Here is a 16,969-nt window from a genome sequence, read left to right as displayed (position 1 = left end):
AAACAACTCCTTTTACATGTTAGTAACCAATCTCATTATAAAACCCATCAATCAGTTACTTTCTATAATATACCTCTCTTAAAACATATAACTATAAGCCGCATGGATAAAAACGCTCTCTAAAAAATAAGAATTTTTAAAAGAATTTCTGGTATTTGAAAAAGGGATCTTAGCCCCAAGCTCTATGCGGTGGTGGCGATCGATCGTGCTGCCAAGCCCCACATTAATTAGCCCGTTATACCCCATAAACGAACTATTTTTCATGCCTAAATGATCGCTTTGATAAAAATACCCTATCCCAAGCCCCCCATACACCCCAAAGCTGTATTTTTTATAAGTGTAAAAATCGCTCAACACGTCCATATTTAAGCTCAATAACGAAGTGTTAATCGTGTGCAATGCGGTGGGTTTGATCGCCATAAGGTAGGAAAATTCACCCCTTAATGCTAGAGCTTTAAAAAAAGCGAATTGATACCCCCCTTTAGCCCCCCATAAAAAAGCCGTATAAGAAGAATCACTAGCCGGTTTTGGGGTTATTTTAATGGGGGCTAAACCCACCATAGCCCCAAAATAAATATGACTTTTTTTAGGCTCAAACGCCCCTAACAAACCCACCCATAAAGCCAAAACCGGAACGATTTTTTTCATTCTAAAGTTTTTTGGTTTTGATAAAACCGCTTGAGTTTGTCGTCTATGGGAGCGAGCAAACGATAAAACACCGGCACAATGAGTAAGCTTAACACCATAGAAATCATTAAACCCCCACTCATCGCAATCCCTATAGGGGATTTCATCGCCGCTCCATCCCCACTCGCCAACGCTAAAGGCAGCATGCCACAAACCATCGCAATGGTCGTCATTAAAATCGGTCTTAGACGGGTTTTGCCGGCAAATAAAATGGCTTCTTGGATATTCAAACCTTTTTTACGCTCTTCATTCGCCACATCAATTAAAAGCGTGGCGTTTTTACCCACCATACCAATGAGCAAGATCAAGCCTATCATAGAGAACATGCTCAAAGGCTGATGCACTAAACCTAAAGCAAAAAACGCCCCTGAAAAGCTTAAAGGCATGGTAACCATGATGATAAAAGGCTCTAAAATGGACTCATACAACGCCGCTAAAATCATATAAATCAACACAAACGCTGTCGCTAAAGCGACTAAAAACTCCCCATTGCTCTCTTTGGCGTTATCCGCTTCACCGGTGAATCTGTAATTCGCCCCTTCAACCAGCCATTCTTTAGTGTTTTTACTCACTTGCGTTAAAATTTCCCCTAAAGAGATACCCGCTTTAGGTTGAGCGAGCACCGTAACGCTGCGTTGGCGGTTATAACGAGAAATACTGGACGGGCTTTTAGTTTCTGTGATTTCCACTAAAGCGTCTAAAAACATCAATTTATCGTATTTGTTACGCACTTGCAAGCGTTTGATGTCTTCTACAGAAACGCGCTTATCATCAGGCACTCTAATGATCATGTCGTATTCTTTGCCATCTTCTTTGAACACGCTCGCTTGAGAAGTCCCAGAGAAAGCAGAACTCACCACTGAGCCAATGGTTTGAGCGCTCACGCCGTATTTGTTAGCGTTTTGTCTTAAGATTTTGAGTTGCAATTGCGGTTGCGATTCGCTCGTGCTTGTATGGTAGCTTTCAACCTTGCCTTTTAATTCAGGGCTTTCTAATAAGAATTTTCTCAAATTCTCCACGCTTTTATCCACCGCTTCTTGAGAATGGGAAAACACAAAGGTTTGGAAGGGCGAACTATCCCCACCGCCCCCTATAAGAGCAACTTCAGAAAGATTAATAGTATCTAAACCTTTAGCTTCAGGCAAGCTTCTCAACTCTTTCCTTAAAGCGCGCATCAACTCAAATTGCCCCAATTGATGCTCTTTTTTGCGCTCTTTTAAAGGCTTGAGTTGCACAAAAATCTTAGCCTTAAAAGGGTTTTGCGATGTGCCATAACCCACTTGCAAGGTGGTAAATTCCACTTCATCATGTTTTTCAATCGCTTTTTGAAAGATCTTACTCTTTTGTGTCATGTAATCTATGCTCACGCCCGGTTTAGCCTTAAGCCACACTAAAAACCTCCCCCTATCTTCTTTCAGCATGAAATCCATACCTAATTTGGAAGCCACAAAAAGCGAACCCACAAACACCAAAACCACCGCTATAAAGATAATGAGCTTGTGGTTTAATACCCATTGGAGCAATCTGGTATAACGAGACTCTAAAGCTTTAAAAAAAGGCTCACTCCACACATAAAAACGAGAATGCCTGGGATTGACCACGACTGAGCTTACCATGGGGATAATCGTAACGACCACCACATACGATAGAGCGATCGCTAAAGCCACCGTGATCCCAAAGCTTTGGAAAAAGCGTCCGATAATGCCTTTCATGTTCCCTATAGGCACAAACACAGAGAGCAACATCGCTGAAATCGCTACTAGAGCAAAACCAATTTCCCTCACCCCCTCATAGCTTGCTTTGCGTTTGCTCATGCCCATTTCTAGCTTTTTATGGATGTTTTCAATCACCACGATCGCATCATCAATGATGATCCCTATCGCTAGCGTTAAAGCCACCATGGTGAGCATGTTTAATGAAAAGCCCATCCATTGAATGAGCGCAAAAGTCCCCATGATAGAAATAGGGATAGAGATCGCTGAAACAAGGGTGATCGTGCCGTTACGCAAGAACGCAAACACCACTAAAACCGCTAAAATCGCCCCTAAGATTAGGTCAAATTTCACGTCTTCAATAGAGGTGCGGATATAGCTCGTGGTGTCTAAAAAGGGTCTGATTTCATAACTAGGGCTAATGGCTTGAATGTGTTTTAACGCTTCATACACCCTATCCACGATTTCAATTTCATTCGCTCCGGCAATCTTTTGGATTTCTAAAATCACACCGGGTTTGTCTTTAAAGCTCGCAAAAGTGTTGTCTTCTTCCAAACCAATTTCAATTTTTGCAATATCGCCAAGACGCACATGATTGCCCACTTGGATCTTTTCTACATCCGCAACGCTATAACTATTCGCATTGATTAAAATAGACAATTCCCTTTGGCTATTGACAATGCGCCCCCCATCAATTTCCACATTCTCCGCTTTAAGCGTGCTGAAAAGATCCGCATAAGTCAAGTTGTATTTATTCATCAAAGTGGGATCTGCATAAATCCTAATCTGGCGCTCCCTAAAGCCGTTGAGCTGCACGCCCCCTACCCCATTGATTTTTTGGAGCATGGGTTTAATGGTGTTTTTAGCGTAGTCATTAAGGGTTGTAGCCGGCACGCTTGAACTGCTCACAAACAATGAAATAATGGCTTGGCTGTCGGTATCAAATTTATTGATAGAGGGTTTTTTAATGTTGGAGTCATCAAAACGCACCGAAGAAATTTTATTAACCACATCGTTTAAGGCTTCTTCATTAGGTTTTTCTAATTCAAATTCAATGACGACAATACTCACATTTTTAGAACTCGTAGAAGTAACCTTTTTGATCCCATCAATCCCCATCACCGCTTCTTCAATCTTATCGGTTACCTTACTCTCTATGATTTCAGCGCTAGCCCCAGGATAAGTCGTAGTAACCACCACCGTAGGCAGATCAATTTTAGGGAAAAGCGCCACGCTCAATTTTTTAAAACCCATAGTCCCAAAAAAGACAATCGCCAAAGCAAACATCAAGGTCGTAATAGGACGATTAATCGCTGTTTTATACATCAAAATATCCTATTATTTCGTTTGGATAAACCCATCGCCAAAAAGCCCCACCGCCATAGGCTTAGACAAAAGGGCTTCAGCACTCACTTTTCTGGTGTTTTCATCAACCGTGGGGTAAATCTTAGTGATTTTAGCTTCATGCTGATTGGAATCCCCGTCTATAGAATAAGTGTAAGTATCCCCCACTTTGACCGCATTAATATATTTAGAATCAAATTCAATAACCAATTTCCTAGCATGGCTGACTAATCTCAATAACACCGTGTTATTCGCGCTCACCCCTTCGCCCACTTGAATGTTTTTGCTCGCTATCACGCCATCAAAAGGGGCTCTTAAAATGGTTTTATTCAATACCGCAATAGAATAAGCGTAATCCGATTCCAAGCGCCTGTAAGTGAACTCATAACCCTCTAGAGTGTTTTTATCCACAGCGCCCCCAATTTTGCTGTATCGTTGGTATTGCTTTTTAGCGAAAATGAGTTGTTGTTCAGTGGAATCGCTTTGAGCCTGTTTGTCTTGATTATACAAAAGCAACAAAACATCGCCCTTTTTGACCACGCTCCCCTCAGTAACCTTAATGCTATCCACAATCCCTGTGCTGTCTAAGGTGAGTTTGGAATCTTGCATCGCTTTCACATTGAAAATCGCATACACTTTTTCGCCAGCTTCCATGCTCAAAAAACTCAAAAAAAGTCCTATTAAAATTTTTCGTATCATTTTCATTCCCTTAATGCACATAGTCGTCTATTTTATGCCCGCTGTTGAAAATGTAGTTGGCTTTTTGCACTTCGTAATTGTTGAGCGCTAAATTGTAAGCCACTTCTGCATCAAAGCGCGTGGTTAAGCCCCTTAAATAGGTGGTGAAATCCACTAAATTAGCGTCGTATTTCCTTTTAATATTGGCAAAAGAAAGATTGGCCGCATCCAAACTGGCCTTGGAAGATTCAATCTTAGCTCTGGCAATATCAAGCGACTTTCTATAAAGCTGTTCGTCTTTTTCTTGCTCTAATTTTTTATACGCTAAATTCTTTTCATTCGCTAATTGGCCTAACATGATAGATTGTTTTTGCAAGCTCAAGCCTATATCATCAAAAATATTCAAAGTCGCAGTAACCCCAGCCGTATTTTGCTGACCGGGGAAGAAGTTCCCAAAACTCCCCAAAGCGTAAGCGGGTTTTTGGATCCAATAAAGCCATGAGTCAAACACATCTATCTTGGGGTAATAGTTGAGTTGCTTGTTTTGGTATTTGAGCGCAGAAATTTGCTCCCTTAAAGAGACTAAATCTTGCCTTTCTCTCAATTGCAAATTAGGCGCATCAATCGTAGTCTTTTTTAAATTTTTCACACTGAGATTAGTGAGATATTCTAAAGTCAATCGGTTTTGCTCCAAAGCAAATTGCATGTCTAAAATATCGTATTCGCTCAAATTCCCTTGCGCTTTTAAGCTTTGCAAATCATCAATCGTGGTTAGCCCTTTGTCATAGAGTTTGGTAACCCTTTTAATGTCTGTTTTGATTTGCTCTAATTTCTTTTGTAAAGCGATCATGCGAGCGAGGTTATTAAAATACTCATAATATTGTTGCACCACTTGCAAATACACGCTCTGGCGGCTATACTCTAAATTAGCCACAGTGGATCGGTAAGTCGCAGACTTTTCTTTGACATTATTCACATCGCTAAAACCATTAAACACATTCAATTTGACTTCAGCCTGGAGTTGTTGCGTGTTGTAATGCTTAAAGTGCGGAGTATCCCTATTTTCATTTTTAAAGTTATAGTTCATATTAAGAGTGGGCAAAAACATCGCTTTGGAGATGGTGTGGTTTTTCATCGCTTGCTTGACACTGAGTTCTTGCGCTTGCAAACTGAGATTAGTGGTAGCCCCCTTTAGCAATTCATAAAGCCCCAAAGCGGCTTTATCGCTTTTTTCATGGTATTTAGCGATCTCTTGATTGATAGTGGTCGCTGTTTCTTTAGGCGAGGGCAAAAAACTCGGTGTTGCTTCTAAAGAACTTGTCGGTGGATCAATGAGCTTTAAATTCTTGTGGCTGTAATTGTTAAGGATTTGCTTGATTTCATCTGGGGTTTTAGAGGGGGTTTGGGCTAGAGTTAGAGTAACACACAAGCCCCATAAACTCGCATATCTTATAATAGTATTCATCAATCCCCCTATCGCCTGGTTTTAGCATGCACTAATTGCACTAAATATTTCGCGTTTTCTCTAGGCAAATCCGGCAACATCCCATGCCCTAAATTAAAAATATGCCCTTGATTGCCCATGACTTTTAAAATCCTTTCAACCCCTTCTTCCAAAGCGTTTTTATCATAAAGGCGGGTGGGTTCTAAATTCCCTTGCAAAACATACTTACCGCCTAAAATCTTTTTTGCCGCCTCTAAAGGCGTGCCCCAATCCACGCCAAACACATCAAATTCCCCATCTATGCTATCCAAATAAGCACCAATCCCTTTAGGGAAAAGGATAACCGGGATATGGGGGTAGCGTTTTTTAAGCTCTTTAGAGATTTTTTTCAAATAATCCCAACTGAATTTCAAATACGCTTCTTTTTCTAAAGCGCTAGCCCATGAGTCAAAGATCATTACCGCATTGACCCCTGCTTGGATTTGAAGGCTCAAATACTCTATCAATTCAAGGCTCAATTTTTCTAAAAGCGCTTTTAAAACTTCAGGCTCGCTATAAAGCATTTTTTTGCTTTTGGCATACGATTTGCTCCCCTCACCTTCTATCATGTAAGTCGCTAAAGTCCAAGGCGATCCGCAAAAACCGATTAACGCTTTCTCTTTAGAAAGCTTTTGGCGCGTTTGAGAAATCGTATCATAGACATAATTTAGTTGTTTATAAGCCCCTACTTTTAGGCTTTCCACGCTTTTTAAATCCGTAATCGTCTCTAAAAAATGCGGCCCTTTTTTGGGGATAAACTCCAAATTCAAGCCCATTTCCAAAGGCACTACTAAAATATCGCTAAATAAAATAGCCGCATCCACGCCTAAAATCTCTACCGGCTGCAAAGTAACTTCTGTGGCTAAATCGCTATTTTGACACAATTCCAAGAAGCTCCCCGCTTTTTTACGGCTCTCTTGGTATTCGCTAAGGTAACGCCCCGCTTGCCTCATCATCCAAATGGGCGTGTAAGGCGTTTCCTTTCTAAAACACGCATCAATGAAAATCATCATAAATCCTTAAAGGTTTGTCTGATTATGGTTTTTATACTCTATAGTTGTTTTTTAAAATGAATATTTTACCCTAAAAATCTCGTAAAATCATAAAAGGTGAAAGTGATGCCAACAGAATAGATATTCAATCGTGGCGTGCCAAAGGCTTTAGAAAATTTGCTTTGGATAAAATAAAAGGGAATACCGCCCCTTGCTTCTATACTCAAGCCAAAATTTTTAGCCGCATTGAAAAACAAGCCCACGCTCCCCACCGCTGATTGGATATTGAATTGATACTTATCAATCTTAGCCCCTAAAATTTGAAGCTGATAGCCTAAGGCGATTTTAGGGATAACCCACCCCTTAAAAAGCCTAACCCCAGCGACTAGCCCAGCGCTCATGAAATACGAATCGCCCATTCCAGCATCCAAATACCCCCCTAATAAAGCTTTCTTTTTTAAAACGAACCCTGCTTGAAAACCCAAAGAAGCGTCATGGTAAATTTTATCCATTAAAATAGGAGGGCGGTTTTTAGGGCGGATGGGGGATCTTTTAGTCGTTTCTGCATGCTGATAAAGATAGCCGATTTTAAAAGAGCCAAAATATTTTTTAGTAGGCTCTAAAGGTTTGAAAAAATCCCCATCCTTTTTGGCCAGTAAAACGCCTTTTAAAAGGCTTAAGATTAAGAAAAATCTAAAAATCAAAGCTTCAATTCCAATTTTTGTTTGGAAAATTCTACAATCTTTCCATGGAATCTCGCATAAAGTTGCGCTAAAGGAATGGTGTTTTCATAAAGCGCTAAGGCGACATTTAAATTCTCTTGAACGCCTTTTTCAAAAAAATGCTGCAATTCGTCATAATCTTCTATCTCTATGCCTAATTTTTTTAAAAAAAGATAGCTATATTTATCCACCACCATCACTTCTTTGGCGCACGCATAGCATAAAATCGCATCCGCGCTTTCTTTGCCAACGCCCTTTTGGTCTAAAAGCCACTCTCTGGTTACTTCTTGTTTAAAATTTTCAAAACTTTGAAAGTCTTTTAAAATATTCTTACTCAAATCAATCAGTCGTTTGGCTTTTTGGTTATAAAACCCGCTAGGGCGGACACACTCTGCAAGCTTTGAAAACTCTATAGAAGCGATTTTTTTAAGATTGATTTCATCATCATTTTCTAAAATGAAAGCGTTTTTTAGATTTTCCAAAGATTTCAAAACGGCTTCAAATTTAGTGTTTTGCGTTAAAACCGCCCCTAATAAAGCTTCAAATTTCAAAGCGTTAGGCCACCACCAAGCAGGGGCGTTTTTCAATAAATCCAAACTCTTTAAAGCCTTTAAAATCTCAAAACTATCCAACACAATAACCGCCTATAATAAATAAGGAATCAAAAAGAATATTTTATTGAAAAAGAAGCAAAAATGAAAGCGAAAAGCCAACGCTTAAAGCGTTAGCCCTATACAAACACCTTTCTTAAAACTAAGTTAAAAGCCTTAAGATATTTTGTTGGACGGTATTGGCTTGACTCATCGCATAGCTACCTGATTGCGCCAAAATGTTGTTTTTATTGAAATTCGCGCTCTCTTCAGCGAAATCCACATCCCTAATTTGAGATTCAGCCGCTTTAACATTCACTTGAGTGATGCTGATATTATTCACGGTGCTAATCATTTGATTTTGCACAGAACCTAAATCAGATCGGACTTTATCCAACATTTTCATCGCAGACTCGGCAATGTCAATCACCACCATTGCGCCTCTTAAGGTAGTTACCCCAGATCCCAAGCTTTGGTTACCGCTAGCGATCACGGCGTTATAGTTCGCACCACTCGCTGATTTGACATTAGCGTTAAAATTCCCAGTAACATCGCGCAAATTCACCGTGGTTTCTGCCACTTGAGATTCCCCAAAACCAATCGCTGTGAAACCTAAATGCTGCGAGTCAGAAGCCGAAACGACATTGATGCTCTTAGCGTCTAATCGTGTGAGAGAAAGCCTCCCATAGTTAGTAGAGCCTTTTGTTAAATCCTGACCGCCATTAACCATCGTTAAAGCGCTAGGCCCATTACTGACGCTATCGGTTTTGATTTCAATCCCACGGCCATCTATACTGCGCAAATTCAAGCGCCCTTTTTGATCTGTATAAGCTTCCACGCCGGTTTCTGAAGTAACCGCATTGATCGCTGCGACTAACCTTCCGTCTGAGTCATTTTTCTTAATATCTGCGATATTGCCCAAATGGATCCCATTTAAGGTTAAATTACTCAAACTTCCTGACTGGACCGCCACATCGCTCGTGGTGATAACGCTCGCATAAGCTTTAACCCCTGTTCGGTTAGAGTTTTTGTTGATCACTTCCGCTAACACGCCGATCCCTGTGCCTGCTGAACTAGAAACTTTTACGCTCTCTAAAGTCACATCATTCACGCCATCCACTTGTTTAAAAGTCAAGCTAATATCCCCAGAAGCCGTGATTAACGCGCCTGTAGCGATACGAACCTGACCGATTTTATCGGAAGTGGTAGAGCCGATAGAAGCCTTAATACTTTGGTTAGAATAAGCCCCTACTTGGAATTCTTTGTTAGTGAATTGACCAGACAATAACGCTTGCCCGTTATAAGTAGTCGTATTACCGATATTGTCTAAACCTTGAATCAAACGAACGATGTCAGATTGAATCGCTTTACGAGATTCGGTAGTTTGCCCGTCTTGAGCCGCTTGAGTCGCTTTAACCTTAACGGTGTCTAAGATTTTCAACTGCTCATCCATAGCCTTATCCGCAACCTGGATAATCCCCATGCCGTCATTCGTGTTGGCAATCGCTTGACCCAAACTGCTCGCTTGTGAACGCAAAGAATCCGCCACCGTCATGCCTGATGCGTCATCAGCCGCCTTATTAATCCTTAAACCTGAACTCAATCTCTCCAATGAAGTTTTAAGCGCATTTTGAGTGAGTGCGGATTGCACATGCGCATTCATCGCATTGATATTTGTATTGACCTGAAAAGCCATTGTTGTAACTCCTTGTTATAAAAAACCCAAAGGCATCCTTGCTTTTGGTTGGAACTATAATCGGTTAAAGTTTGAAATTTTAAAGGGCTTTATTTTAAAAGCAAAATTAGGAGCATGAAAATGGGCTATAATAAAGAAAATTTGATTATTGAATTCAGACACCGATGGATACGATAAAAAGCATTCCTCTAAGGACTTTCATTTTACTCTATAAAAGCTCACCAAAACGTGTTGTGTTGGCATCAATTATAGTGCTGTTTGTCGGCATTATTCCATCTATAAATATTCTTGTTATGATAAGATTGATTGATATTGTGGTAGACCTATTGCAAAATCATACGCATTTTGAATACAGCTTGCTGTTACCAACTTTGCTACTATGGGGAGCCTTGCTGTTTTTAACGCATGTGTTCTCAGGAATTTCATCAAGCTTGCAAACCATTATTGCTGAACAATTTTCTATAAACATCATCACTCAGCTTGCTAATAAACTCACAAAAGTTAAAAATCTAAATTTTTTTGAAAACAAAGATCACACTATTAAGCTTAACGCTATCCATAACGGTCTATACATCCGTCCCCTAAATTATGTCAGTAATCTATTTTTTAACTTGCAACGCATTATAGGGCTTGTGAGTCTGTTTGGGATATTATTTTCCATTAGTATTTATCTACCCTTTATAATGATTTTTGCAACAGTGCCTTGTATTTTCATCTCCAATCATATAGCAAAAAAACATAGCGCTTCCATAGATAAGCTTCAAGACAAAAAAGAGAGCATACAAAATTATCTATATTCTGGACTAGATAACCAAAAGAACAAGGACAACCTATTATTTAACTTCATGCTAAATTTTCATCATAAATTTATTGAAAACAAAGAATTATATATCAATCATTTTGTGAAAATCGCCCAAAAAAACTTAATGCTTACCATATATGCTGATATTTTAATCACCATTCTAAGTATCGCACTATTTTTTCTAATGGTTTTTATTATCCTTTCAAAATCTATTGGTGTGGGGGCAATTGCTGGATATATCCAAGCGTTTAGCTCTACTGAGCAGCAACTACAAGATTTATCATTTTATGGAAAGTGGTTTTTTGCTATCAATAAATACTTTGAAAATTATTTTTATATATTAGATTACAAAACACCAAAACCAGAATCACAAATCAGATTAGAAGAAAAAATCCATAGCATTACATTTGAAAATATTAGTTTCTCTTATCCTAATTCAAAGCTTATTTTTGAAAATTTTAATCTCTCTTTACACTCTGATAAAATTTATGCATTAGTCGGCAAGAATGCTAGCGGAAAAACTACGCTGATTAAACTATTGTTAGGTTTTTATACCCCAAATTCAGGTCAAATTATTATCAATAATAAATACTCATTACAAGATTTAGAGCTAAACAGCTACCACCAACAAATGAGCGCTATATTCCAAGATTTTTCTCTTTATGCTGGGTATAGCATTGATGATAATCTCTTCATGCAAAACAACCCCACAAAAGAGAAACTAAAGCAAAAAAGAGAAATACTAAAATCTTTTGATGAGAATTTTCAAAATTGTCTTAATGATTGCAACAACACACTATTTGGAGCGCAATATAATGGGGTAGATTTTTCTTTAGGTCAAAAGCAACGCATAGCTACCATGAGAGCCTTTTTAAAACCAAGTAATTGCATTGTTTTAGATGAGCCAAGCAGCGCCATCGATCCCATTATGGAAAAAGAGTTTTTAGATTTTATTTTTAAAAAATCGCAATCTAAGATGGCTTTAATTATTACACACCGCATGAATAGTGTCAAGCAAGCTGATGAAATTATCGTGTTAGATCAAGGCAAACTAATAGAACAGGGCAACTTTGAAACCCTTATGAAAAAACAGGGATTATTTTACGAATTGTTTTTGAAACAACAATACTAGCGAGCGCTTAAAATGTTTGGTAATTTTGGGTATAATCTCAAAAGATTCAAATTTAAATAAGGAATGCCACCATGTTTGGGAATAAGCAGTTGCAACTTCAAATCAGTCAAAAAGATTCTGAGATTGCGGAGTTAAAAAAGGAAGTCAATCTCTATCAAAGCCTTTTAAATTTGTGCTTGCATGAGGGTTTTGTAGGTATTAAAAACAATAAAGTCGTTTTTAAAAGCGGGAATCTTGCAAGCTTAAACAATTTAGAAGAACAAAGCGTTCATTTTAAAGAAAACGCAGAGAGCGTTAATTTACAGGGCGTTTCTTATTCTTTAAAAAGCCAAAATATTGATGGCGTGCAGTATTTTTCCCTAGCCAAAAAAACAGGGGGTGTGGGGGAATACCATAAAAGCGATTTGTTTAAAACTTTTTGCACGAGCTTAAAAGAGGGCTTGGAGAACGCGCAAGAAAGCATGCAGTATTTCCATCAAGAAACCGGCTTGCTCTTAAATGCGGCTAAAAATGGCGAAGAGCATTCTAATGAAGGGTTAATAACCGTTAATAAAACGGGTCAAGACATTGAATCACTTTATGAAAAGATGCAAAACGCCACTTCGTTAGCGGACTCTCTAAACCAACGGAGCAATGAAATCACTCAAGTCATTTCTTTGATTGATGATATTGCAGAACAAACCAATCTCTTAGCCCTAAATGCCGCTATTGAGGCCGCACGAGCGGGCGAGCATGGGAGAGGGTTTGCGGTAGTGGCTGATGAGGTGAGAAAACTCGCTGAAAAAACTCAAAAAGCCACTAAAGAAATCGCCGTCGTGGTTAAAAGCATGCAGCAAGAAGCGAACGACATTCAAACCAATACCCACGATATTAATTCTATTGTAGGCTCTATTAAGGGCGATGTAGAAGAGCTTAAATCCACCGTGAAAAATAACATGATTGTCGCGCAAGCCGCAAAATACACCATCTACAATGTCAATAACCGGGTGTTTTGCGGTCTGGCTAAATTGGATCATGTGGTCTTTAAAAACAATCTTTATGGCATGGTTTTTGGTCTCAATTCCTTTGATATTACCAGTCATAAGAATTGCCGCTTAGGCAAATGGTATTATGAGGGCGCGGGCAAAGAGAATTTTTCCAACACTTCAGGCTATAGAGCTTTAGAAAGCCACCATGCGAGCGTGCATGCTGAAGCTAATGATTTGGTTAAAGCCGTTCAAGAAGACCACATTACCGATTCAAAATACCTAGAACATAAAGTGCATTTAATGGAAGATAGCGCTAAACATGTCAAAGAAAATATTGATAAGATGTTTTACGAAAAACAAGATGAACTCAATAAAATCATTGAAAAAATTCAAAAAGGCGAATGATTTTATTCAATGAAGTGTTTTGATGTTTTCTAAATCTTTAGAAGCCCTACGCCATGCCAAACGCTACCGCAAAAGAGAGTTGTTTGACCCTTTATTAAAGGATTACGCTTCTAATGATTATTTGGGTTTGAGCGTTAGAAAAGACTTGCTTCAAAACGCTTTTAATAAGCTCCAATCCTTTGTTTCTCATTCCCCTAAGGCTTCTATGCTAGTGAATGGCTACCACTCTTTGCATGCAGAGTTAGAAGAGCGATTAGCGGATTTGTTGGGATTTGAAAGCGCTCTTTTAGTGGGGAGTGGTTTTTTGGGCAATCTGGCTTTAATAGACACCCTATTAGTCAAAAACGCCCTCTTATTCATGGACACACACTACCATGCAAGCGGGATTTTTAGCACCAAAACGAAGCCTAATCAAGTGATCTTTTTCTCGCACAATGACGCTAAGGATTTACAACAAAAACTCTTTAACGCTCCTAAAAATAAGCTCAAATTCATCGCCATTGAGGGGGTTTATTCTATGGATGCGAGCATCGCTCCTTATGATTTTTATGAAATCATTCAAGAAATCCCTAACGCTTTTTTAATCGTAGATGAAGCCCATAGTTTTGGGACCATCGGCGAGAATTTGTTGGGTTTTTTAGAATATCATCGCATCAAAGAAAAAGACAAAATCATTAAGCTCAGCACTTTTTCTAAAGCGCTTGCGAGCTATGGGGCGTGTATTTTAGCCCCCTTACAAACCATAGAGTTTTTAACCAATCGCGCTAAAAGCGTGATTTACACCACCGCTTTAAGCCTGTTAGACACCGCTTTAACTTTAGCCCATTTAGAATACTTTATCGCACAAAAACAAGAATTAAAAAATGAGCTTAGCAAACACCAACAGATTATTTTTGAAACATTAGGTATTAGAACGCTCGCAGGATTTTTTACTTTAGAGTTTGAAAACAATCCCGATCTTTTAAACGCCCATCATTTTTTGAAAGAAAAAGGGTTTTTAGTGGGAGCTATCCGCCCTCCTACGGTTTCTAAACCCCTTTTACGAGTCTCTTTATCCCTCAAAAACAGCTTAGAAGACACTAAAGATCTTGCGAACACCCTTTTAAATTATTCTAAAATACAATCTTCTTTTAAGAGTGATTAAATGCTAAAAAAGATTTTTTATGGTTTTATCGTTTTATTTTTGATTGTCATGGGGTTGTTAGCCATTCTTATCGCTCAAGTTTGGGTAACTACGGATAAGGATATTGCTAAGATTAAAGATTATCGCCCGGGCGTCGCTTCACAGATTTTAGACCGAAAAGGGCGTTTGATCGCTAATATTTATGATAAGGAATTTCGTTTTTATGCGCGTTTTGAAGAAATCCCCCCACGATTTATTGAAAGCCTTTTAGCGGTAGAAGACACCCTCTTTTTTGAGCATGGGGGGATCAATTTAGACGCTATCATGCGCGCTATGATTAAAAACGCTAAAAGCGGTCGTTACACTGAAGGGGGTAGCACCCTAACCCAACAACTCGTTAAAAACATGGTGCTCACACGAGAAAAAACCCTAACCAGAAAACTCAAAGAAGCTATCATTTCCATACGCATTGAAAAAGTCTTAAGTAAAGAAGAAATTTTAGAGCGCTATTTGAACCAAACTTTTTTTGGGCATGGGTATTATGGCGTGAAAACCGCAAGTTTAGGGTATTTTAAAAAACCCCTTGACAAACTCACGCTTAAAGAAATCACCATGTTAGTCGCCTTGCCTAGGGCTCCAAGTTTTTATGATCCTACCAAAAATTTAGAATTTTCACTCTCTAGGGCTAATGATATTTTAAGGCGGTTGTATTCTTTAGGCTGGATTTCTTCTAACGAGCTCAAAGGCGCTCTCAATGAAGTGCCAATCGTCTATAACCAAACTTCCACGCAAAATATCGCCCCCTATGTCGTGGATGAAGTGTTGAAGCAATTGGATCAATTAGACGGGTTAAAAACTCAAGGCTATACCATAAAGCTCACGATAGATTTGGATTACCAACGCTTAGCGTTAGAGTCCTTGCGTTTTGGGCATCAAAAAATCTTAGAAAAAATCGCTAAAGAAAAGCCAAAAACTAACGCATCTAATGAAGATGAAGACAACTTGAACGCTAGCATGATCGTTACAGACACGAGCACCGGTAAGATTTTAGCTTTAGTGGGGGGGATTGATTATAAAAAAAGCGCTTTCAATCGCGCCACGCAAGCCAAACGGCAATTTGGGAGCGCGATCAAGCCCTTTGTGTATCAAATCGCCTTTGATAATGGCTATTCCACGACTTCTAAAATTCCTGATACCGCGCGAAATTTTGAAAATGGCAATTATAGTAAAAACAGCGCGCAAAACCACGCATGGCACCCTAGCAATTATACTCGCAAATTTTTAGGGCTTGTAACCTTGCAAGAAGCCTTGAGCCATTCGTTAAATTTGGCCACGATCAATTTAAGCGATCAGCTTGGCTTTGAAAAAATTTATCAATCTTTAAGCGATATGGGGTTTAAAAACCTCCCTAAAGACTTGTCTATCGTATTAGGAAGCTTTGCTATCTCACCGATTGATGCGGCTGAAAAGTATTCTTTATTTTCTAATTACGGCACCATGCTCAAACCCATGCTCATTGAAAGCATCACCGATCAACAAAACGAAGTTAAAACTTTCACGCCTATGGAAACCAAAAAGATCACTTCCAAAGAACAGGCTTTTTTAACCCTTTCAGTGCTGATGAATGCGGTAGAAAATGGCACAGGGAATTTGGCTCGCATTAAAGGTTTAGAAATTGCCGGTAAAACCGGGACTTCTAACAACAATATTGATGCTTGGTTTATTGGCTTTACCCCCACCTTGCAAAGCGTGATTTGGTTTGGGAGAGACGATAACACGCCTATTAGCAAAGGAGCGACAGGAGGCGTTGTGAGTGCACCTGTGTATTCGTATTTCATGCGTAACATTCTAAGCATTGAACCTTCTTTAAAAAGAAAGTTTGATGTCCCCAAAGGCTTGCGTAAAGAAATCGTGGATAAAATCCCCTACTATTCAACTCCCAATTCCATCACCCCCACCCCCAAAAGAACAGACGATAGCGAAGAACGCTTGTTGTTCTAATCCTACATGGCTATAGGGACTTTAACGTCTCCGTAATTGACAGAATCTTTAAAGATTTCTTCCACTTTAGCCACAAGGATACTCACCGCTTGATTGTCTAATCCCATTTTATGCAACCCTTCGCTCAAAGCGTCCTTATCAAAACCACGCGCGCGCACTAACGCAAACACTTCCTCATTGTTAGGATTGATATAAATCCCTAAACGATCCACATTCATCAAGCTATCATAAATGGGCTGTGTCATTTGGATAAACATTTCATTAGTGATCTTTTGCTTGATGCGGTTGGATTTAGAAAGGTAAGCCTCTTTGAGTTTATGCACAATATTTTGTGCCACTCTTATTGTCGCTCTTTTGGTAGCGATTTTTTCTATCTCTTCAGTTTTCTTACCATCCACAATGTGCGAGCTATCCACCCCTTGCGTGATATACTCACTGCGATTTTGCAACATCCAATAAGGCACATCTTGCAAGAAAGAATTCCTTTGTGAAGTGTTTGGGCAAGTGCAAGCCTGCAACATCAAAACACCCAATCCGCATAAAAATAATTGCTTGCTTTTTAAAAAAGATTTTTCTAACACGCTATCTCCTTTGATTTTGATTTTACAGAGTGTAACACAAATCTTTAAGATTT

13 protein-coding genes are annotated in these 16,969 nt (G+C 39.1%); 4 read left to right on the top strand and 9 right to left on the bottom strand.

What is annotated here, in order from left to right:
- Positions 1-78: 78 nt before the first annotated feature.
- From AYS37_RS02645 to AYS37_RS02610, 8 genes are all read right to left on the bottom strand, one after another.
- Positions 79-648, bottom strand: coding sequence for an outer membrane beta-barrel protein (locus AYS37_RS02645; RefSeq protein ID WP_000725175.1), 570 nt, complete (start codon positions 646-648; stop codon positions 79-81).
- Entirely contained in the window at positions 645-3,725 is a 3,081-nt protein-coding gene (gene hefC, locus AYS37_RS02640; protein WP_000278392.1) for an efflux RND transporter permease subunit HefC, read from the bottom strand. Before hefC ends, AYS37_RS02645 begins: the two co-directional genes overlap by 4 nt.
- A gap of 12 nt (positions 3,726-3,737) precedes the next feature.
- Positions 3,738-4,442, bottom strand: a complete 705-nt coding sequence (gene hefB / locus AYS37_RS02635; protein WP_000619654.1) for an efflux RND transporter periplasmic adaptor subunit HefB — start codon at positions 4,440-4,442, stop codon at positions 3,738-3,740.
- Between the two features lie 10 nt (positions 4,443-4,452).
- A complete protein-coding gene (hefA, locus tag AYS37_RS02630; RefSeq protein ID WP_001092148.1) occupies positions 4,453-5,886 on the bottom strand; it encodes an efflux RND transporter outer membrane subunit HefA in 1,434 nt (477 codons plus the stop codon).
- A gap of 8 nt (positions 5,887-5,894) precedes the next feature.
- The gene (gene hemE, locus AYS37_RS02625) at positions 5,895-6,914 is read right to left on the bottom strand and encodes a uroporphyrinogen decarboxylase (protein ID WP_001874540.1); all 1,020 of its coding nucleotides are present in this window, start codon (positions 6,912-6,914) and stop codon (positions 5,895-5,897) included.
- 68 nt (positions 6,915-6,982) lie between these two features.
- Positions 6,983-7,600: a hypothetical protein gene (locus AYS37_RS02620; RefSeq protein WP_000577360.1), complete on the bottom strand. Its 618-nt coding sequence runs from the start codon at positions 7,598-7,600 to the stop codon at positions 6,983-6,985.
- Entirely contained in the window at positions 7,597-8,253 is a 657-nt protein-coding gene (locus AYS37_RS02615; protein ID WP_000887159.1) for a 3-methyladenine DNA glycosylase, read from the bottom strand. The genes AYS37_RS02620 and AYS37_RS02615 overlap by 4 nt, the downstream gene beginning before the upstream one ends.
- 118 nt (positions 8,254-8,371) lie before the next feature.
- Positions 8,372-9,904 carry a flagellin A gene (locus tag AYS37_RS02610; RefSeq protein WP_000885496.1) on the bottom strand — a complete coding sequence of 511 codons (1,533 nt, stop codon included), beginning with the start codon at positions 9,902-9,904 and terminating at the stop codon, positions 8,372-8,374.
- 164 nt (positions 9,905-10,068) lie between these two features.
- Between AYS37_RS02610 and AYS37_RS02605 the strand changes: the two genes are divergently transcribed.
- The 4 genes from AYS37_RS02605 (at position 10,069) to pbp1a (ending at position 16,335) form a co-directional block, all read left to right on the top strand.
- Positions 10,069-11,838, top strand: coding sequence for an ATP-binding cassette domain-containing protein (locus tag AYS37_RS02605; protein ID WP_029699443.1), 1,770 nt, complete (start codon positions 10,069-10,071; stop codon positions 11,836-11,838).
- Positions 11,839-11,909: 71 nt separating this feature from the next.
- A complete protein-coding gene (gene tlpD, locus AYS37_RS02600; protein WP_000467799.1) occupies positions 11,910-13,211 on the top strand; it encodes a chemotaxis chemoreceptor TlpD in 1,302 nt (433 codons plus the stop codon).
- Positions 13,212-13,233: 22 nt separating this feature from the next.
- Positions 13,234-14,355, top strand: coding sequence for an aminotransferase class I/II-fold pyridoxal phosphate-dependent enzyme (locus tag AYS37_RS02595; protein WP_000491928.1), 1,122 nt, complete (start codon positions 13,234-13,236; stop codon positions 14,353-14,355).
- Positions 14,356-16,335, top strand: coding sequence for a penicillin-binding protein 1A (pbp1a, locus tag AYS37_RS02590; RefSeq protein ID WP_000913673.1), 1,980 nt, complete (start codon positions 14,356-14,358; stop codon positions 16,333-16,335).
- Positions 16,336-16,337: 2 nt separating this feature from the next.
- On the opposite strand, the gene AYS37_RS02585 is transcribed toward pbp1a, so the two are convergent.
- The gene (locus tag AYS37_RS02585) at positions 16,338-16,916 is read right to left on the bottom strand and encodes a tumor necrosis factor alpha-inducing protein (RefSeq protein ID WP_000890831.1); all 579 of its coding nucleotides are present in this window, start codon (positions 16,914-16,916) and stop codon (positions 16,338-16,340) included.
- Between the last annotated feature and the right edge of the window lie 53 nt (positions 16,917-16,969).

The organism is Helicobacter pylori NQ4053, from assembly GCF_000274605.1.
Taxonomy (GTDB): Bacteria; Campylobacterota; Campylobacteria; order Campylobacterales; family Helicobacteraceae; genus Helicobacter; species Helicobacter pylori_CV.
The sequence above is the reverse complement of the archived record's forward strand: the minus strand, read 5'-3'. Positions and strand labels throughout refer to the sequence as shown.

Bases quoted from the DNA above. Each gene is read 5' to 3' on its own strand.
- hefC (WP_000278392.1), bottom strand. From the start codon at position 3,725: ATGTATAAAACAGCGATTAATCGTCCTATTACGACCTTGATGTTTGCT.
- AYS37_RS02645 (WP_000725175.1), bottom strand. From the start codon at position 648: ATGAAAAAAATCGTTCCGGTTTTGGCTTTATGGGTGGGTTTGTTAGGG.
- hefA (WP_001092148.1), bottom strand. From the start codon at position 5,886: ATGAATACTATTATAAGATATGCGAGTTTATGGGGCTTGTGTGTTACT.
- pbp1a (WP_000913673.1), top strand. From the start codon at position 14,356: ATGCTAAAAAAGATTTTTTATGGTTTTATCGTTTTATTTTTGATTGTC.
- hefB (WP_000619654.1), bottom strand. From the start codon at position 4,442: ATGATACGAAAAATTTTAATAGGACTTTTTTTGAGTTTTTTGAGCATG.
- hemE (WP_001874540.1), bottom strand. From the start codon at position 6,914: ATGATTTTCATTGATGCGTGTTTTAGAAAGGAAACGCCTTACACGCCC.
- AYS37_RS02605 (WP_029699443.1), top strand. From the start codon at position 10,069: ATGGATACGATAAAAAGCATTCCTCTAAGGACTTTCATTTTACTCTAT.
- tlpD (WP_000467799.1), top strand. From the start codon at position 11,910: ATGTTTGGGAATAAGCAGTTGCAACTTCAAATCAGTCAAAAAGATTCT.
- AYS37_RS02595 (WP_000491928.1), top strand. From the start codon at position 13,234: ATGTTTTCTAAATCTTTAGAAGCCCTACGCCATGCCAAACGCTACCGC.
- AYS37_RS02610 (WP_000885496.1), bottom strand. From the start codon at position 9,904: ATGGCTTTTCAGGTCAATACAAATATCAATGCGATGAATGCGCATGTG.